The following is a 19,413-nucleotide window of genomic DNA, read 5'->3' on the forward strand; positions in this document are numbered from 1 at the left end:
CCTCGGTCTATTTCGGTGGCATCGGTACACTGGCATGAGATATGCGTGGCGTCACGTGTGCTCCGGCATGTCTGCGATTCCGGATTCGCCCGGAGTCCGGCATCCGGAAGCGTGGCCTTGCGCCGTTGGATAAGAGTATGAGCCGAGCAGATTTTCGGGTAGGATAAGTATGCGATTCACTTCAGGGCATTCGAGCCATAAGGCTGTGGGGCGTGGGAGAAGCCGCCATGCCGGTAACGGGAAATCCAATCGCTCCGCATCTACGAATAGCGCTGCAAATCAGCAGACGGGTCCCGTAAACCTGAAGACTCCCCAGCACGTGGGTGGCAACGGCCGTTCGCTGGTCAGCCGTACACCGATATGGGCGCGAGTGGTGGTTGTACTGCTGCTGACGTTGCTGGCCAGCGTCACCTGTGTGGGCACGCTCTACGCGGCATCCGTCTCGAGAATGGCCACGGATGCGCAGCGTGTGCTGACATCCGCCGAAGGTCTGGCCAATTCGGCACTTGGCTGCGGCAGCGATAAGAGTCTGTCGGACATCTCCCAAGAGTTGGTCAATGCCACCAATGATCTCAACGAGGAGCTGAACGGCCCGCAGTGGGACTTCTTCCGCGACCATTCGCGATTTGGCAGCGACATCACCGCTGCCCGCGAAATGCTGGCTTCCGTGGATACGCTGGTCAACGGTCCGTTCACTGATCTGCTGAACCTGTCCAAACGATTGCAGGGCTTCTCCCTGAAGAATGGCTCGGTGGACGTCAGCGCCCTGATGGATATGCCGGATATCGTCAAGCAGGCGCATAAGGATATCTCGCAGCAGCTCACCAAGCTCAACAAGGTGCCGACTCCGAGCGTCGCCAAGGTGGCCACCGTGCTCGAATCCGAAAAGGCTGCGCTCAAGACCGTGGATTCGATGCTCAGCGAATACGATGGCCTCATTAACTTGCTACCGCAACTGCTTGGCGAGGACGGCAAGCGCACGTATTTGGTGATGGTGCAGAACCCGGCCGAGCTGCGTTCGGCGGGCGGCATGGTGGGCACCATCGCCGCAATCACGGCAGATAAGGGCACGATTACCATCGGTGATTTCGCCACCACTTCTGGTTGGGACATTCCTGAGAAGCCAATGGATGCTACGGTGCTGAAGGAGCGCCAGGTATTTGGCGACACGTTTGACCAGTACCCGGCCACCACGACCATCGACCCCGAATTCCAGCGTGTGGCACAGATGAACAAATACATGTGGCTGTATCAGAAAGGCAACGAAGACAAGAACGTAGCGGGTGTATTGTCATTCGATCCCGTATTCCTCCAGGCATTGCTGGGAGCCACAGGCAAGGTCAAGCTTTCGGACGGCCGAGTGCTGGATGGCACCACCACGGTGCCGTTCTTCGCTTCAGACCTGTACACGGATTACCCGGACTTCGAGCAGCAGAACAACTTCGTTTCCGAAGCGGCTCAAGCAATTATGAACCACGTGCTTGGTAACGCGAATGCTTCTACCGCATCCCCGCTGTTGAAGGCAATCAGAGATACCAGCGCTAGCGGTCATTTCAAGCTATGGATGGCTGATCCGGATGAGCAGGAGGCGCTGATTGCCACCGGACTTATCGACGATAAGGCCAGTGGTGAGCTGTCTGCTGACAGTCAGGTGCCTGAAACCGGCATCTATCTTTCGGAGCTGCAGCAAGGCAAGCAGGATTGGTATCTGAAGACCTCCACCACGGTCACAAAGACTTGCGGTGACGTCTCGGCCAGCCAGAACGCCCTGTATTCTGGCGTGCTGGATAAGCGCATCACGACAGCCGTGCGTAACACGCAGCTGGGTCAGTTTACGGAAGATCAGCTCGGTGACGAATACACGGTCACCTTCACCATGAAGAACACGCTGACTAAGGCTAAGGCCGAATCGTTGCCTGATTTCGTTAATGGCGGCTCGGAGAATCCAGTGCTCGGCGGCATGTTGTACCGCGTGGTGCTTACCGCCCCGTACGGTGGCGAAATCACCGCTGTGCAGGCTGATATAGATTCATGGGATACCAACACCGCGAGCCTGTATGACCGTCAGTACATTATGTTCAACCAGCAGTGGATCGAGCCCGGAAAAGAATTGACGATTGCTTATACCGTTCGGGTCAGCAGCGATGCCACACATCCACTGAACGCGGTAACCACGCCGGTGGTGAATGCGGATGGCATCGAGACGGGCTCCAACGGTAAGGTGACCGATGAGTGCTCGGCGGATACGAACGGCGCCGATGGTGCGAACGGCGGCAAGAACGACGCGCATAAGGGCGCGTCCTCCGATCCCTCGGCCGGCCTGGACACCTTGGACAATCTGAAGAGCCAGATCAGCTGCCCGGTCGATCTGAAGTCCCTGGCGGGATCCATGTGATGACCATGCCCGATTCCGTTTCCGACGCCGCCGGTGCTGGCGTCGCCGGCAAGCCGCGCGATGTGAACTACGATCTGCTGCGCGTGGTGGCGATGTGCCTGGTCATCGGCGTCCACGTGATCAACAACTACATGCCCGTCAAGATGGCTCTCACCGGCGGCGCGGAAACGGTGCGATCCGTGCTGTTCGCGTTGTTCATGGTCTGCAATCCGCTGTTCATCATGGTGTCCGGCCGGTTCAACCTGACGTGCGACGCCGGCCGGCTGGGGAGCACCCGCTCGTCGGGCAACCTGCCGGGTTCTGGCTCTGATGCCCGGACAGGCGGCGGTGCCGGCCAAGCCGATCCCGGTAGCCTCGCGCCGTACGTGCGCTACTACTACAAACGTTTTGTCTCGCTGATTGTGCCGTATCTGCTGTATGCGGGCGGCATGGGATTCGTCGCCTACCTGGTGATTGATCATCGTTCGGTTGGCGGCGCTGTGTCTGGAACGTTGTTTGATCTGTTTTCCGGGTATGACGATTCCGTCTATTGGTTCGTGTTCATGCTTGCCGGGTTTGTGCTGGCGACGCCGTTCCTGGCCGCGATGATGCGCGCGATTGGCCGGTCGGGTGCCTGGCTGCTGATCGGCCTGGCCGCCGCCGTGGCCGCCGCCGAGCAGATCTGCAATCTTGCCGGATACCCGTTGACGTTCCTGCAGTCGTTCCCTTGGCGGGGGCTGCTGGTCTACTATCTGCTCGGTTTCGTGCTGGAATACTATCCGCCGTCCACGCGGGCGCGGCACGGTTTGTACGCGTTGGCTCCGTTCGCCCTGGCGTGGACCGTCGCCACGCCGTACCTGTTCGCCGGCCAGCAGATTCAGGTCGGCCGCACGCTCACGGTTTCCTTCGCGGTGGTGGTGGCCGCGGTGTTCCTGTTCTTCCGGTACGACGTGCATCCGGCGTCGGCGCGGCTGCGCAAGGCGATCACCTGGCTGGCGGGGTACTCCTACACGATCTATCTGGTGCATTCGCCCCTGTCCAAGGTGCTGATCGGCCCGCGGATTCCCGCGCCCACGGACGGATGGTCGTACGCGGGCATCAGCGTGCTGATGTTCGCCGTCACGTTGCTCGCGGCGCTGCTATTTGCGGTGATTGCCGATACCGTGGTGCTTAAGCCTGTGCAGCGTCTGCTGCGCAACGTCGCTCTGCCGCGGGAAGGCCGCCCGTAGCAGCCGTCGTTTCACTGCCCTTGCGCGAGGTAGCGGGCCTCGGTGGCCTCCTTGGTCGGCGCCCACCAGTCGCGGTGTTCCGTATACCAATCGATGACGTTGCGCAGTCCGCCGGCGAAATCGGTGTGCATCGGCGACCAGCCCAGTTCGGCGCGCAGTTTGGATGCGTCGATCGCGTATCGCCTGTCGTGCCCGGGCCTGTCCCGCACCCAGTCGAACGCATCCTCCGGCTGGCCCATCAGCTGCAGGATCATGCGCAGCACGGCGATGTTGCTCATCTCGCCGTCCGCTCCGATCAGATACGTTTCGCCGATGCGCCCGCGGGTGAGGATCGCCCACACCGCGCGGGAGTGGTCTTCCGTATGTATCCAGTCGCGCACGTTCTCGCCGGTGCCGTACAGTTTCGGCCGCGCGCCCTCCATGATGGAGGTGATCTGCCGTGGAATGAACTTCTCCACATGCTGGTATGGGCCGTAGTTGTTGGAGCAGTTGGAGATGGTGGCGCGCAGGCCGTATGTACGCACCCATGCGCGCACCAGATGGTCGGACGACGCTTTCGAAGCGCTGTACGGGCTTGAGGGGCGATACGGCGTGTCTTCCGTGAAACGCGCCGGATCATCCAACGCCAGATCGCCGTATACCTCGTCGGTGCTGATGTGGTGGAAGCGCACGTCGTGTTTCCGGGCGGCCTCCAACAGCCGCATCGTGCCTTCCACGTTCGTGCGGATGAACGGTTCCGGATTGGCGATGGAGTTGTCGTTGTGCGATTCCGCGGCGAAGTGGACGATGGCGTCATGACCGGGCACGATACGCTCCAACAGCGCGACGTCGCAGATGTCCCCCACGACAAGATCGACCTGCGACGGTGGCAGGCCGGCGATGTTCTCCGGATTGCCGGCGTACGTCAGCTTGTCGAGCACGGTGATGTGCACGTGCGGATGGTTCCGCGCCACGTATCGCACGAAGTTCGCGCCAATGAAGCCGCATCCGCCGGTCACCAGAATATTACGCGGCCCGAATACGCCGCCGCACGCCATGCTGTTCACCATTCCAGCATACCGTCGCATGCCAACGGCTGGGGGTTCGGGTCCGGGTGCGGACGCCATCTTGCGTCCGTGCGAGCTTTTCGTGCCTCTTCTGTCCTTGGAAGCTGACGTGTTTTGATTTTCACGAATGACGCGATAATTACGTTTTCGGGATGCTCCTTAGCCGTATTCGCTCGTCGTTCTGCAAGACCCATCAAGAAATGTGCATTGGTTACCGGTTCGCCCGTACAGGATGAACGTCGGCATGTGCGATTTGGAAGATGCTGGCTACGTTGATTCGTTGCAGTGACCTGCGTCTACAATATCTTAGGGTTGCGTAAGGAAAGGCTGACACTATGAAGATTGCGGTTGCAGGGACTGGCTACGTTGGATTGTCTGTCGCTTTGCTGCTCGCTCAGCACAATGAAGTTCATGCACTCGACATCATTCCCGAGAAAGTCGAGCAGTTAAACAATGGGAAAAGTCCTATTGTCGATTCTGTAATTACTGATTTCTTGGAAAAAAGCACTCTTGGCGAAAGAATACTTGACTTTCATGCCACGCTAGATCCGCAGGAGGCATATAGAGATGCTGATTTCGCGGTGATCGCCACGCCGACAAACTATGACGAAAAGAAAAATTACTTCGATACGTCCAGTGTCGAAGCGGCGATTACATCGGTCAGACGATATGCGCCGAATGCTTGGATTGTCATCAAATCCACCATACCGGTTGGATATACGCAACAGTTACGTAAGAACCTTCAGGATGATCGTATTCTCTTTTCCCCCGAATTTTTACGTGAAGGACACGCGTTGTACGACAATCTGCATCCAAGCCGCATCGTCGTCGGCGCCCCGCAGAATGATACTGAGTCTGTCGAAGCGGCACGTCGATTCGCGTCCCTGCTCGTTGAAGGTGCTGATCCCGCTGAGATGTCTCGCGTTAATCATGATGGCAGCACCGGAATTCCCACATTGGTGGTGGGCGTCACCGAGGCTGAGGCCATCAAACTATTTGCCAACACATATCTAGCGTTACGTGTGGCGTATTTCAATGAACTGGATACTTATGCGGAAAGCCGTGGACTCAACACGCGTGCAATCATCGAGGGTGTTTGCCTCGATCCCCGCATCGGTGACGGCTATAATAACCCCAGCTTCGGCTATGGCGGATATTGCCTACCGAAGGATACCAAACAGCTGTTAGCCAATTACAGTCAGGTTCCGCAGAACCTCATTGAGGCCATTGTAGACGCAAATCGTACCCGCAAGGAATTCGTAGCCTCTGAGGTGATGGAACTTGTCAGGAATGTTCAGAACCCTATCATCGGTATCTACCGATTGACCATGAAGTCCGGTTCCGATAATTTCCGTCAGTCCGCCATCCAAGACGTTATGAAGCAGTTCAAAGCGAACGGCATCCCTGTACTCATCTATGAGCCCACATTGCGCGAATCCAATTTCCATGGCAGTGAGGTTACCCATGATCTCGCTGATTTCAAGACCCGCTCGTCTGCCATCGTAGCCAACCGTTGGAATGACGATTTGCTGGGCGTGAGCGACAAGGTCTACACCCGCGATCTGTTTCGCAGGGACTAATTCTTCCCTGTGAAACCATGGTCGGTTGTTGACGAGGACACGAAGCCCCCGTCAACAACCGGTGACTTGTCTGCCTGTCTCACCGTTTGCCCTGCGCCTTGCGCGCTATCACTTTCAGCAGTTCTCGTTGTTTGGAGCCGACCGGAGCCAGCACATCCACATACTTGCGCATAGGGCTGTCTTCGGCAATTGCGCGTTCGTGGTGTTCTGGTGGGGCGGGGCGTTCCACGCCGCTCATTGCGGCAACCATTTGTGCCGCGAATGGCGTTTCACACGCATAGCTCCAGTACAGCGGTGCGAAATCGCACCATGGATTTTCCCATGGTTTATCAAAGCCCGCGTAGTGCACAATTTTTGGCGTATTACGTGATTGCATATACGCCTTGTACATGGAGGCAGGTGCGAAATCGAACACTCCAGCAATGCGGCCTGCACAATTGTGCATCACATTCCACGAATAATCCAAATATGTGACAAGACCTTCACACTCTACGTTAAGAATGTCTTGATCATTGTATATGTATCCCGGTCTGGAAGCGATTTCTAGCCATTCGTGCACTGTGTGAATCTTGCGCATGCGGTCGAGATTCATTACCAATACACCGGCTTGGAAGTAGCCATATGCGTCACGCATGTGCAACTGCTTATGAACGTATTCAGCACGCTTACCGTTCTTCATGTTGAGATTTCCAATGAAATCAATATCTGGTACTGCAGCGATAGCGTTGCTTCCGAGTTTGGTATCGAATAGTTCGGTGATATCGCCATTGACCACCAGGTCACAGTCCAGATACAGCAGCTTCGAGTAGAATGGCAACGCTTCTTGAATGATGAAACGATAATATGTTTCAATACTGATGTGCGCATTGCTGGTAGTGAGATTGAATCCGGCGAGATAGCGGTTCACGTCGAAGAAACGAATCAGGGCATTCGAGAACCTTGCAAAGAACTGCCGCATGTAGCGCTTGTTCTCGTCGCTTATGTTTCGTTCTAGTACGATCACGTCATACATACGATTCGTGGAAGCGTTCTTCAGCATTGAATAGATGGTGGTGGTGAGCATCGGGACGTAATTGTTGTCCGCGGCGAACACCACCGGCACCACACGTCCACGCTCCTGCCCTACCGGTTCCAGTATCGCGGTCGGCTCTGGATGCAGAAAATGCACGCATTGCAGTCGTTTGATTTTCCAGTCTGCGCCGGTGCGCTGCTTGTGTGCGATAAAGATGTTCAAAAGCCGTTCGGAGAGATGGCCGACGGTGCGTGTGGTCTGCATGTCCATCTTGCTGAAGTCGGTGGTCATTGCGAATTCGTCAAGCAATGGGAATAGCCACTCGTTGTATTCGAAGAAGATTTCTTTCCTCATGATGAACATATTGCAGAATGCTGCGGTGCGGCCGTTGAGTACGGCATCGGCATCCATCTTGTAATCGGGATGCCGCTCGCACAGAATGTCGTACATATGGCGTAAGTCATTCAGCCGCAGATGCTCGTCGGCGTCCCAATGCTGTTTAAGGTTTGAAAATCCGCCGATACGACGAACATCGTTCAATGGTGTGGTGATGATGTCCCATCCGTCCACTGCATGTGCGATCGCCTTGTCGTTGATGCCATATTCGGCAATCGTGCGACTGTCAATATATGAGTCAATGATTTCGCCGTAATCGTTTTCCTTATGTGGGGTATCCGTGAAATCGAAATATCTACGATAGTGGCAGAAACCGTAATAATCGGCATCTTCGTTCTTCCAAGCCCAGTATTGCGCGGTCAGCTCGCAATACCGCGGATTTTCGGCAGAGATGTTCTCGCCTTCATCGTCATGCAAGGTGTTCGGGAAACGGGTCGTGGCGTGAGCGGCGCCTACCTGCATCGGAAGAATGCTCTCCCCCTTGGGAAACGTGGCCTGCTTATGTGCCGACACGAAGATTCGGATGTTCGAATGGTGCTGTTCCGCTGTGAGAACCATGTGAGATATTCCGCCTTACTAAGACAAACGTCCTTTCCTCACTAGAATATATGAGAGTACTGTCGAAGGAGAGCGCATCAACCGCACTGCCACATGATTTTGCGTCCAAACGCTTCGCACTAGTAGGATGGAATGTTCGTGAAAGATTTTTTTGAGAGCCTCAAGAAGAGGTACCACTACGCGATGGTGGTTTTCAAGGAACTGGTGAAGACCGACTTCCAGCTGCGCTATCAGGGATCATTCCTGGGCATGGTATGGTCCGTGCTGAAGCCGTTGATGTTGTTCGCCGTGATGTATGTGGTGTTCGTGAAGTTCCTGAAGTTCTCGGATGGCACCCCAACCTTCCCGATTTCGTTGCTATGCGGTACCTGTTTGTGGAGCTTCTTCTCCGAATCAACCAGCATGGGCATGCAATCCATCGTTGGACGTGGTGATCTGCTACGCAAAGTACACTTCCCGAATTACATCATCGTGGCGTCCACCACGATGGGTTCTATGATTTCGTTGGGCATCAACCTATGCGTGGTGCTCCTGTTCGGCTTCTTCGCCCATGCGCACTACACTTGGCGCGTGTTGCTCGTGCCGTTCAACATCATTCAGCTGTATTGCTTAGGATTGGGCGTGGCATTGCTGCTCGCCTCGCTGTTCGTGTACTTCCGTGATGTGGCGCATATATGGGAGGTCGTGCTGCAAGCCATGTTCTACGCCACGCCTATAATTTACCCGATTTCGATGGTGGTCAATAATCCGGAGTTCTCTTGGGCTGGTAAATTGCTCATGCTGAATCCTTCCACACAGATAATCATGGATATTCGTCACAATCTGCTTTCCCCGGAATACGTGCCAACAGTGTGGACCATGGTTGATAACAGGCTGCTGTGTCTGCTGCCATATGTGTTGTCTGTTTTTATTTTGTGCCTAGGTATTCATGTGTTCCGCAAGTACAGCTCCAAGTTCGCGGAGGTGCTCTGATTATGGCTGAAGTTGCAATGACTGAGAAGACGCAGGAGAAAACCGTGGACGAACGTCCGGTGGTGCTCAAAGTCGACCATGTGGCCAAGATGTTCCGTTTACCCACCGAGCAGGCGACCGGCCTGAAGATGGCGTTTCTGAATTGGACGAAAGGCATCAAAGGCTATACCGAGCAACATGTGCTGCGCGATATCAATTTCGAGGTGCAGCAGGGCGACTTTTTCGGCATTGTTGGGCGTAACGGATCAGGAAAGTCCACACTGTTGAAGATTATTTCTCAGATTTACACTCCGGAGCAGGGGTCCGTCACCGTCAAGGGCAAGCTGGTCCCGTTCATTGAACTTGGCGTGGGATTCCACCCTGAGCTGACCGGCCGTGAAAATGTGTATCTGAATGGCGCGTTGCTCGGCTTCACCCGCACGGAAATCGATGCCATGTACGATGACATCGTGGAATTCGCCGAGCTCGAAGATTTCATGGATCAGAAGCTCAAGAACTATTCTTCCGGCATGCAGGTCCGTCTCGCTTTCTCCGTAGCCATCAAGGCACAGGGCGATATTCTGGTACTCGACGAAGTGCTCGCCGTCGGCGATGAGGCGTTCCAACGCAAATGCGATGATTTCTTCACTAAAATCAAGAGGGATCCGACAAAAACTGTTATCTTGGTTACGCATTCCATGGACGCAGTGAAACGTTATTGCAATAAAGCTATCTTAATCAAAGATGGCAATATCATTGCTTCGGGAGATAAAGACTCAGTTGCTGATCAATACACTCTCGAAAACATCAGAAGTGACCAAAAGCACAGTCGTCCGAAAAAGAATGAACATCCAGAAGGACTCAACGACCGTGTCCCCACATTCCGATTCATTCCGGTTTCACCAACTGTTGCTAATTGTTCTGATACTTTCAAATTCGACATTGAATACGAATACAATGACGATGACGGCTACATCGCAATTGCAATGAACGATATTAAACGTGGCGGAATCCCCTATGATTCAGGTCAGAAGAACCTCAAAGTTCAGAAGGGTCATCATATTTTACACATGGATATGCCCCTCGCTTTGTTTAATAACGGCGAATTTCGTCTTGTAGGTTCTTTCCGTACTGAGAACTTAGAAGATGATAAGCGAACGGATATGATTGCTTATACTAATGACGATAATTCTTTGCTTTTCGCTGTCAGAGATAAAGCTAATACGAGAGATTATGCCTTGTTGAATGACCGTGCCATGCGAATGCATCTCATTTCTTATGACGATTAAATATGTAAAGGTCATCTAGCATCAATATTGCAAATCAATGCTCCCTGAAGGAAGAATCAATGCCTAAGATTTCAATTGTCATTCCTGCCTACAACGTTGGTTCGTACTTGCAGGAATGCCTTGATTCCGTACGGAATCAGACGTTCTCCGACATCGAGGCAATTGTAGTCAATGACGCGAGTACCGACGACGTGGCCCAGATCGCAGAGGCTGCCGCCACGCAGGATCCCCGCATTCGCGTGATTGCCAACAATCCTAACATGGGCACTCATCGCACTCGCATGGCCGGAGCAGAGGCCGCTACCGGAGAATACACGTTCTTCCTTGACGGTGATGATGCACTGAAACCTGACATGTGCGAACAGCTCGTGCAGGAATTGTCTCAGCACCCCGTAGATATTCTTCATTATGGTCTGACGGTAATCGGTGCCAATGACCTTCTGCAATCCGAACAGGAAGCATTTGAAGCATTCAACAATACCGAGATACCAGATTCATCGGGAGAGGATATCGTTCGCGATATCTTCGATGAGTCCCGAGGTTACAAAGTGGATTGGCGCGTAACCCAGCGCCTCTACAAGACTTCCATCCTCAAGCAAGCATTTGCCGCGATGACCAAGGACAGGCTCGGACGTTCCCAGGACGGCTATGAATGTTTTGTCGTTTCCGCCTTCGCGAAGACCTACCATTCCTGCAAACACTGCCGCGGATACGTGTATTACTACGGACGAGGCATCAGCGGAACCAACACCATCAGCGCAAAGAAATACGCAAAGTACTGTGAACATTTCAAGGCGGATTTCGATGCGTCATACGAGTTCGCCGACGCACAGCATTCCGACATGTTGCGTTCATGTGCACAGGGATTCCAGCGTAAAGCCACCGAAATTCTCGCGAACGACTGGGCTGTTCGTATCCCCGAAGATGAGAAAGCCGAAGCGTTGGAATCCATGCAGGAGGTCTTCGGCCCGGCAATCACCGGTCGAGAGATTTACCGCTTCGTACGTGATAAAGCCTACGCTCTGCTTTCCGCAGATCAATTGATTGCCCCGGACGATACTTTACCGAACTGGCTCGCAATGGCCAATGCCATCACCGTTCCCGCCGATCAGATATCCGAAGATTCTATCCGATTCCATGAAATGAAACAGGTCGCCACCCATCATATGTCTGAGCTCACTGAAAAGACCTGCAATACGGAAACGTTCCAGAAGTACAACGAGCAACGCATTCGTCTCTTCGTCACCACGCATAAGAACGTCGACACCTTCGATAGCGTCATCATGCAGCCTGTACAGGTAGGCCTGCGCGAGGGCAGCTACCGTTTCCCTTGGGCGTTCCATGATGATGACGGAGAAAACATTTCCGAACGCAATCCACGCTATTGCGAACTCACTACGCAATACTGGGCATGGAAGAACATCAACGCCGATTACTACGGTTTCTGCCATTACCGCAGGTACTTCGATTTCTCCGAAACCCCGCATGAGGAGAATCCGTATGGCGAAATCATGGATGACTATATCGATGCGAAAGCCGCACGAAAATATGGTCTCAACGATGCCAACATCGCCAAAGTGGTCAAGCAGTACGATGTTATCACCACACCCTTCGGCAATCTTGAGGAAATCATTGACAAGCATGGGACTCCGCGTGCATTGTGGGAGGCTGCTCCCTTGCTTTACGATGATGATCTGAAGCGTTGCTATCAGATCCTGTGCAGCATGTACCCCGATTACAAGGAGGATGCGAAGGCCTTCTTCGAGGGCAACAAAGCCTGCTTCTGCAACATGTTCATCATGAAGAGGGAAATCTTCTTCGACTATTGCTCCTGGATGTTCCCAATCCTTGAGGAATTCGACAGGAACACCGACTACAGCCACTACAGCAGGGAAGCCCTGCGCACGCCCGGGCATCTTTCCGAGCGTCTGCTGAACATCTACCTGCTACACCACAAGCGCGTCGATTCCAACTGGCGGTTCAAAGAACTGCAGTGCGTACACTTCACCAATCCAGAACCCGCTGAAGAGCTGAAGCCGCTTGATGTGTTCGACAAGCCGATCGTTCCAGTCGTGTTCGCCGCGGATGATAATTATGTTCCACAGCTCACCACTACGGTTTATTCGGCTATGAAGAATGCTGATCCGTCATATTTCTATGATGTTGTAGTGTTGCAGCGGGATATCGCAGGGGACAAGCAAGAGCGTATGTGGCGCTTCTTCGAGCAGTTTCCGAACATGAGTCTGCGGTTCCTGAATGTGAAACGTGAGCTGTCTGGCTACGATTTGTCCACAAACAATGCACATATCAGTATCGAAACGTACTACCGTTTCCTCATTCAGCAACTCCTGCCGAATTACGACAAGGTGCTCTATCTCGATTCCGACATCATTATCGTTGGTGATATTGCGAAGCTGTATGACATCGATCTTCAGGACAACCTGTTAGGGGCTGTCCGCGACATCGACTTCCTTGGCAACCTAAACGTGAAGCACGGCAAGCGTATGTCATATGCGAAGGATGTGCTGAAGATGAAGAATCCATACGATTACTTCCAAGCTGGAGTGCTGGTCCTCAACACGAAGGGGATGCGCAATCGCTACTCTATCGGGCAATGGCTCACTTACGCATCGAACCCAAATTACATCTACAATGATCAGGATGTGTTGAACGCATATTGCGAGGGCAAAGTGCTATACCTTCCGTGGGAGTGGAATGTGGTGCACGATTGTGGTGGGCGCGTTGGCAGCCTGTTTACGCAGGCACCCAATGATGTTTATGACGCCTACGTAAAATCGCGCAGCAATCCGCAGATTATCCATTACGCCGGTTATCAGAAACCTTGGGTGGACCCGGATTGTGATTACGCTTCGATGTATTGGGACTATGCCCGTGAGACACCATTCTACGAACGTTTAATTAAGCGTGTGATACTGGCAAACGAGCCACAGATTCCAGAAGAAGTTTTCTTGCCGAATCATGAGCGTGCAGTTGGTGAAGATAATCCGATTCGTAAGTTTGTTGATCCATTGATGCCTATTGGTTCCAGACGTCGCGACGTATTGAAAGCCGTTGCGCGTGTAATCCGCGGTAGGCGTTGACGCTGGTGGGAAGGTTATCACTGTGAACAAAGGCTTAAAAGGTCGAGTAGTAAGAACGTCGAAACGAGTCGCCTACCTTGTGCCGATTCTTCTAGGCGTATTGTTCGGAGTGTGTTCCTTTGTTGGAGTCCATGGAGGAACGCTGGAGATAAGGAACATCATCCTTTATGCGGATGTCATCTTCTTTGCGGCACTATTCGTCATCATATTTCACGGTGCCATAAAACTGGCAAAGAAAATAAAGAGACATCCCTGTAACCTCGATACGCCATTTGACTTTTGCAAGCATCTTAAACTCGACTGGTCGCTAAAGTCTGTCATAGTCTCATGGGGAATAATCAGTATATGTTGGATTCCTTATGCTGTCATATTTTTCCCTGGAACCTATTGGTTTGATACTTCATGGCAGCTTGTCCAGTTTTTTGATCCGAACACACCAATTACTGATCACCATCCATTCGCGCTTACTTACCTCTTGGGGTTCTTTGCCGTCCTGGGTAAATCCCTATTGGATAATGCTGTATATGGATTATATATATTAGTGATTTTGCAAGCAGCAGTTTCTGCGCTTTCTCTTGCTTCAATGACATGCTATCTTACACGATTCAAGGTTCCTTGGAAGATACGATTTATCGTAATCGCTTTTTTTGCGTTATTCCCATTTCTTCCTTGTCTTGCAATGAGTTTAGCGAAAGATACTATTGCAACACCTCTTTTCGTCTTCTTCTCAATCATGTTCTGCGAGATATGGATGACAAGAGGTAATGTCCTCGCATCACCCTTATTTGACGTATTGTTGATTGTTGATACAGTGTTTGCTTCTGCCGTCAAAAAAACTGGCATGTACGTTATCATGCTCAGTCTTCTGCTGCTGGCATTCATCGTGAAGACATGGCTTCTGAAAGCGGGAGTGGTGGCCATCGCGCTTATTCCATATCTTACTGTAGGTTTAATCGCTCCAACATTCATTTTCCCCGTTCTTCATATTGAACCTGGGGAAAATAGTGAAATGCTTGCTGTTCCCATGCAGCAAGTAGCGAATGTCGTGCGCAATCATCCGAGTTCCCTTAGTAATAAAGAGCTTGATGAAATTCAGGAAATATATCAACAAGATACTGAACGTTTGCGCGGGGCATATTGCTGGTATGTATCTGACCCCATCAAAGGACAACGTATTCCTCCGGAAGACGTCCACAAACTCGGGAAACTCTGGTTGCGCCAGTTATTGACGCATCCTACGGATATGGCCGCTGGCTGGGCTGGCCTTTCTGCATCTTGGTTTTCGTTTGCCGTTGCCTCAAAAGACGGAGCGAAGCAGAATAGCATGGTGGTATTATCGGGCTCTTCTCATCATCATCCGGGAGTGAACCAGTTCATGTCATGGCCGGACTCCACTAAAGGCGGACAGGCTTTTGGAAGATTCTACGAACAGACGCTGCTAACGTTGCCAATAGCAGGTGTTCTGTTCCAGAAATCGTTATGGGCGTCCATTCTGCCATTCTTCCTTATATTTGTCTCAGTGAGAAGTAGAAGCTGGTGGCGTATGCTCATTCTCAACATGCCGATCATGGTTACCCTGCTCACACTGGTTGCGGGACCTACATCTGCCTATGGAGAGGCTGTCCGTTACGTGCTTCCGCTTGTATACACGCTCCCATTGTTCCTCTGTATTTCATTGTCCCTGCTGGAACAAGGCGAGCCTGAACAATGACAATAAGAGGTGGGATTGCAGTCCCACCTCTTATTGTTGATTACCTGATTGTGTCAGACCTAGTCGTCGTGCTCATAAATGCAAGGAATAATGGCGCGATACAGATTAGCTGTAGCACATATCGTGTTGGCTCCCCGCCCATGCCAGACACGGGCACCAACAGTGAGTAGGCGAATGACATATCTACTGGAAGCATTGAAGCCACACGGCTCCATTTGCCTTTACCGCGCCGTAAGGCTAGGTACAGCATGAAGCATGGCAGAATAGATGCCCATAACGCACGGGAGAACAGGGCATTTAATATAGGCAGACTCTGTTCCATGTTGTACACGGAACGTGCGGTATCGCTTCTGTTCGCCTTCAGTGGCCATTGCGGAACGTATTTCAGAATAGGTTCGTAATACCATGCGGATTCAGTGCAAACCACCATATCGTTTGGCGAACCATCATTGTTGGAGAAGCTGAACCAACCATGTACCAGCCCCATCCATGCTTCAAGATGACCAATTGGATGTTCCGCAGTCTTCTTAAGCCACAACTTAATGAAATCATTGAAGAGTTCGGGATTCCTTAGACTGGTTCCCTTTATTGGATCAGCAATCTGCGGATCGTATGCAGTGGGAATATTCTTGTAATCGATGGTTAAAAAATCAGAAATTAGTTTTCTTTCTTGGGGTGTGATGTCCTTATTATTGTACTTAACATCATGTGCAACCTGCTGAATAGCAAACGGTATGGTTTCCTGCTTACCTCCCGGGGTGATGCCGAGTGTCGGCATGACGGTTTTAGGAATGATGATTATCATGACAACAGCAATCGCGGTTCCAATGGCGAATGCAATGGTCTTTGCTTTCTTTGATACTCCTGCAATCAGAAACATCAGCAGCATTGATGGGATTATCACATACATGCCTGCCTTCTTTGTCAGACAAGTCAACAAACCGCATAACGTCAGTGCGATGATAGTTCCCGGCCTCACCAGAGACGTGCCCTTGGTGCGAATACCATCAATGAACAGTATGCAGAAGGGGATGAAAAACAGTACGGAAATAGTGTCTTTTGCTAGTGAAGAGAACATCACCGGGAAGAATGGGAACAATGCGAAGAATGCCAATTCCACGTGGCATAACCATTGCGGAATGCCCATCTTCCTTGTATACAAAAGCATCCAAGAGAAAACTAATGGTGCGGCAATAAGCTGTATGGCAATCAATAAATATAATCCATAAATTGGATTGTGAAAAACTTGTTGGCCGAAATCAGCGAACCAGCCAAAGATGTATGTTAAGGTGAAGGGGTGGTGGTCAGTGAATCGTTCTGCCCCGTAATGAATAAGAAGTTGTTTCGAAGTGTCCGACCAATATACACCAGGAAACAGCCAAAATTCATATGGCAGCCAACATGTAGCGATTATTGCCGCATTTTTCAGCCATGGTTTTATGGCGTAGCCATACTCGAAGAACCCTGAACAATGTCTCTCGCACGACCTATCTTTTGCGGCGTATATTCTGTGAATAAGAATGTCCATGGTTCGGAACAATGCACAGAACAAGACGCAGAAGACCACTATTTTTACAATCAATGATTCTCTGCCCTGCATGATGTAGCCTTTGGGGTTGGAAGATTCATCCCCTAGGGCGAACATTATGCCAAGAGTCAGTGGAACTAAGATCCGTGGCTCGATTCTCTTTAATGCTTTCAGCTGATTCATTGTCGCTTTCTTTTCTCCATAGGGGCTATACATGCTTGTTCACAAAGTAAACAACCGTCCGATATATGGAATATTCCGGAGTAGTGCGGACGTTGCAAGGCATGCAGCAAATACGCATACGCACAATAATGTATTTAGCATAGTCACTGCAATTGAGTTCATGGTTCCCATGAATTCGAACCACGATAACGACTGCAAACGGCTCAATAATACGAGTCCCGCTAGATGAAGCATGTATACGCCGAATGTGTTCATGCCGACAATTTGGAAGAACTTGGCCCCAGTGCCTTGAATGTCCGCTTGGCCTAACGTCAGTAAGATCAGTACCGTTGCAATGAATGTTGGTAACAACCAGTACCCATTGTCCACGGTTAAATTAGTGCCATGTGTGGCATGTTGATATCGTTGGATTAACAGTGTTAGCGTGTAACAGATTGCAATACCGACGCATGCTTTTCCTGGGGAGATTCTGGATAAAAAATGCAGAGCATTGCCATCGGTACTCTCTTCCCGTGTTTGCTTCAGATATCTTCCAATCACACCTCCGACTAAGACATACAGTAAAACGTATCCATACGAGCCGAAGATGTAGAATTCTCCAAGGGGATTTATAATCGAAGCAAAATCATGATTTGTTGTGGTTCCTGCCATCTGTAGGACTAGCTTCAGGGAATCTTTACCCACTGTGAAAGCAGCCAAAACCGTTAATAGTGCATGGAATGCGATCTTCTGTTCTGCATCAAAGGCCATCTTCATTACGGGTAAGACCAAATAAACTGCAATCAGAGCGTTCATAAACCAGAAATATCCAGTCGGATAATCTCCAAATCCTCCGCCAAGTAAGAAGATGGCGAGATTCTTTAATGTCACCGGGTGTGATCCGTCAACAAGGGTGAAGAATGTTGCGGCAAGCAATCTCCATATCGTAACCACAATGATGATGTTCAATGTTTTCCGATAATGCTTCACCGTATTCATATCTCGGGGAAGAAGCAGTGCGCCGTTCACGGCAAAGAACAGTGGCACACACACTACGCATAATACGGTGATTGCCGTTCCGGCGAGTCCGTCTGAATAGAATTTCGTGTAAAACGAGTAGTGAAGCATTACCACAAAAAACATTGCAATACACTTAATGATGTCATAACCGACTACACGTTTTTTCATTCGCTTGTATCACATCCCTCTAATGATTGTATTCGCACGTGTCCGCACAACTCTTCATCTTCCACGTTTCATTCTGCACAGGGGGCAGGAATGTGACAGACTCATGCAAAATCCAAAATCGGCAGCACAGAAGCTATAGTAAGACGTATGCTTGAGAATTCGAACGTTTCCGTTGCGGTGCTTCTTCCTTGCTATAACGAGGAAGTCACCATCGGCAAGGTGGTGCGCGACTTCAAAGCGGCGCTGCCCGATGCCGACGTGTACGTATACGACAACAACTCCACCGACCGCACCGCCGAGATAGCGGCGGGCGAAGGCGCGATCGTCCGCAAGGAGCCGCGCCAGGGCAAGGGCAACGTGATTCGCGCCATGTTCGAAGACATCGATGCTGACGTGTATGTCATGGCCGACGGTGATGATACGTATCCCGCCGACGCCGCGCCGGCCATGGTGGACAAAGTCCTCGAAGGCTACGACATGGTGATCGGCGACCGACTGAGCTCCACGTACTTCCAGGAGAACAAGAGGCCCTTCCACAACTTCGGCAACCGTCTGGTTCGCGGTTCCATCAACGGCTTGTTCCACGCCAATGTCACCGACATTATGACCGGTTACCGGGCTTTCTCGTTCACCTTCGTCAAGACCTATCCTGTGTTGTCGCGCGGCTTCGAGGTCGAAACCGAGATGACCATCCACTCGTTGAACAACAACCTCCGCCTTTATGAGATGCCGATTCAGTATCGGGATCGCCCCGAGGGGTCGGTCAGCAAGCTCGATACTGTGGGCGACGGTATCAAGGTGATGGGCACCATTTTCCGCATGATCCGCGAATACAAGCCGCTCCCATTCTTCGGCGGCATCGGCTGCGTCCTCGGCATCATTGGCGTCGTGCTGTGCGGCACGGTGACGGTGGACTTCTGGAACACCGGCATGGTGGCCCGATTCCCCACGCTGATCGGAGCGGTCATGCTTGTCATCGCCGGGCTGCTGCTGTTCGTGACGGGTGTCGTCCTTGATGTCATGGCCAAGAACGATCGCAAGGCGTTCATCGTCGAGTCCAACAGTTTCGCCATGTTGAGACGCAGATAGCCGTTTCCCCATTGGCTCCTTCCTTGTGCAAGGAAGGAGTTTTTTGTTGTCCCGGCACCGATGCCGCGCCGATGAGGGATGCTTCTTGGGTGGGGGAGGGCGACACGCCGAAGAGGGGTGGCGTGTCCGGGATTTTCCGCTGTTTCCGCAGGATGTTTCGATGCTTGGGCGGTGTGGTGTAAGATGATACTAAAGCGGT

At 51.8% G+C, this 19,413-nt stretch carries 12 protein-coding genes; 8 read left to right on the forward strand and 4 right to left on the reverse strand.

What is annotated here, in order from left to right; translation table 11 throughout:
- Positions 1-319 precede the first annotated feature (319 nt).
- Entirely contained in the window at positions 320-2,395 is a 2,076-nt protein-coding gene (locus tag FYJ31_RS05865) for a DUF4012 domain-containing protein (RefSeq protein ID WP_162859150.1), read from the forward strand.
- Positions 2,395-3,603 (forward strand): acyltransferase, encoded by a 1,209-nt coding sequence (locus tag FYJ31_RS05870; RefSeq protein WP_154536242.1) that lies wholly within the window; start codon positions 2,395-2,397, stop codon positions 3,601-3,603. The genes FYJ31_RS05865 and FYJ31_RS05870 overlap by 1 nt, the downstream gene beginning before the upstream one ends.
- 11 nt (positions 3,604-3,614) lie before the next feature.
- Here FYJ31_RS05870 and rfbB read toward each other — a convergent pair whose 3' ends face one another.
- A complete protein-coding gene (gene rfbB / locus FYJ31_RS05875) occupies positions 3,615-4,640 on the reverse strand; it encodes a dTDP-glucose 4,6-dehydratase (RefSeq protein WP_154536275.1) in 1,026 nt (341 codons plus the stop codon).
- A gap of 344 nt (positions 4,641-4,984) precedes the next feature.
- On the opposite strand from rfbB, the gene FYJ31_RS05880 reads away from it, so the two are divergent.
- On the forward strand, positions 4,985-6,229 hold the full coding sequence (locus tag FYJ31_RS05880) for a nucleotide sugar dehydrogenase (protein ID WP_154536243.1): 1,245 nt from the start codon (positions 4,985-4,987) through the stop codon (positions 6,227-6,229).
- A 79-nt stretch (positions 6,230-6,308) separates the two neighbouring features.
- Here FYJ31_RS05880 and FYJ31_RS05885 read toward each other — a convergent pair whose 3' ends face one another.
- The gene (locus FYJ31_RS05885; RefSeq protein ID WP_154536244.1) at positions 6,309-8,195 is read right to left on the reverse strand and encodes a DUF4422 domain-containing protein; all 1,887 of its coding nucleotides are present in this window, start codon (positions 8,193-8,195) and stop codon (positions 6,309-6,311) included.
- 138 nt (positions 8,196-8,333) lie between these two features.
- On the opposite strand from FYJ31_RS05885, the gene FYJ31_RS05890 reads away from it, so the two are divergent.
- The 4 genes from FYJ31_RS05890 to FYJ31_RS05905 are packed head-to-tail and all read left to right on the forward strand — an operon-like array spanning position 8,334 to position 15,247.
- Positions 8,334-9,167: an ABC transporter permease gene (locus FYJ31_RS05890; protein WP_308219196.1), complete on the forward strand. Its 834-nt coding sequence runs from the start codon at positions 8,334-8,336 to the stop codon at positions 9,165-9,167.
- 2 nt (positions 9,168-9,169) lie between these two features.
- Positions 9,170-10,435 carry an ABC transporter ATP-binding protein gene (locus tag FYJ31_RS05895; RefSeq protein ID WP_154536246.1) on the forward strand — a complete coding sequence of 422 codons (1,266 nt, stop codon included), beginning with the start codon at positions 9,170-9,172 and terminating at the stop codon, positions 10,433-10,435.
- A gap of 59 nt (positions 10,436-10,494) precedes the next feature.
- Positions 10,495-13,536 (forward strand): DUF4422 domain-containing protein, encoded by a 3,042-nt coding sequence (locus FYJ31_RS05900; protein WP_154536247.1) that lies wholly within the window; start codon positions 10,495-10,497, stop codon positions 13,534-13,536.
- Between the two features lie 22 nt (positions 13,537-13,558).
- The gene (locus tag FYJ31_RS05905) at positions 13,559-15,247 is read left to right on the forward strand and encodes a DUF6020 family protein (RefSeq protein WP_326831185.1); all 1,689 of its coding nucleotides are present in this window, start codon (positions 13,559-13,561) and stop codon (positions 15,245-15,247) included.
- 40 nt (positions 15,248-15,287) lie between these two features.
- Here the strand turns inward: FYJ31_RS05905 and FYJ31_RS05910 are convergent, their stop codons facing one another.
- Together FYJ31_RS05910 and FYJ31_RS05915 are read right to left on the reverse strand one after the other, a co-directional pair.
- The gene (locus FYJ31_RS05910; protein WP_229773871.1) at positions 15,288-16,958 is read right to left on the reverse strand and encodes a DUF6020 family protein; all 1,671 of its coding nucleotides are present in this window, start codon (positions 16,956-16,958) and stop codon (positions 15,288-15,290) included.
- A 39-nt stretch (positions 16,959-16,997) separates the two neighbouring features.
- Positions 16,998-18,125, reverse strand: coding sequence for an acyltransferase (locus FYJ31_RS05915; protein WP_154536249.1), 1,128 nt, complete (start codon positions 18,123-18,125; stop codon positions 16,998-17,000).
- A gap of 147 nt (positions 18,126-18,272) precedes the next feature.
- On the opposite strand from FYJ31_RS05915, the gene FYJ31_RS05920 reads away from it, so the two are divergent.
- The gene (locus tag FYJ31_RS05920) at positions 18,273-19,214 is read left to right on the forward strand and encodes a glycosyltransferase family 2 protein (RefSeq protein ID WP_012578603.1); all 942 of its coding nucleotides are present in this window, start codon (positions 18,273-18,275) and stop codon (positions 19,212-19,214) included.
- The last annotated feature ends 199 nt before the right edge of the window (positions 19,215-19,413 follow it).

It is taken from the genome of Bifidobacterium sp. WCA-178-WT-4B, assembly GCF_009696495.1.
In the GTDB taxonomy this organism is placed as follows: domain Bacteria; phylum Actinomycetota; class Actinomycetes; order Actinomycetales; family Bifidobacteriaceae; genus Bifidobacterium; species Bifidobacterium infantis.

Excerpts from the sequence above, each read along its gene's own strand:
- FYJ31_RS05910 (WP_229773871.1), bottom strand. The coding sequence starts at position 16,958 with ATGAATCAGCTGAAAGCATTAAAGAGAATCGAGCCACGGATCTTAGTT.
- rfbB (WP_154536275.1), bottom strand. The coding sequence starts at position 4,640 with ATGGCGTGCGGCGGCGTATTCGGGCCGCGTAATATTCTGGTGACCGGC.
- FYJ31_RS05880 (WP_154536243.1), top strand. The coding sequence starts at position 4,985 with ATGAAGATTGCGGTTGCAGGGACTGGCTACGTTGGATTGTCTGTCGCT.
- FYJ31_RS05915 (WP_154536249.1), bottom strand. The coding sequence starts at position 18,125 with ATGAAAAAACGTGTAGTCGGTTATGACATCATTAAGTGTATTGCAATG.
- FYJ31_RS05900 (WP_154536247.1), top strand. The coding sequence starts at position 10,495 with ATGCCTAAGATTTCAATTGTCATTCCTGCCTACAACGTTGGTTCGTAC.
- FYJ31_RS05885 (WP_154536244.1), bottom strand. The coding sequence starts at position 8,195 with ATGGTTCTCACAGCGGAACAGCACCATTCGAACATCCGAATCTTCGTG.
- FYJ31_RS05895 (WP_154536246.1), top strand. The coding sequence starts at position 9,170 with ATGGCTGAAGTTGCAATGACTGAGAAGACGCAGGAGAAAACCGTGGAC.
- FYJ31_RS05870 (WP_154536242.1), top strand. The coding sequence starts at position 2,395 with ATGACCATGCCCGATTCCGTTTCCGACGCCGCCGGTGCTGGCGTCGCC.
- FYJ31_RS05920 (WP_012578603.1), top strand. The coding sequence starts at position 18,273 with ATGCTTGAGAATTCGAACGTTTCCGTTGCGGTGCTTCTTCCTTGCTAT.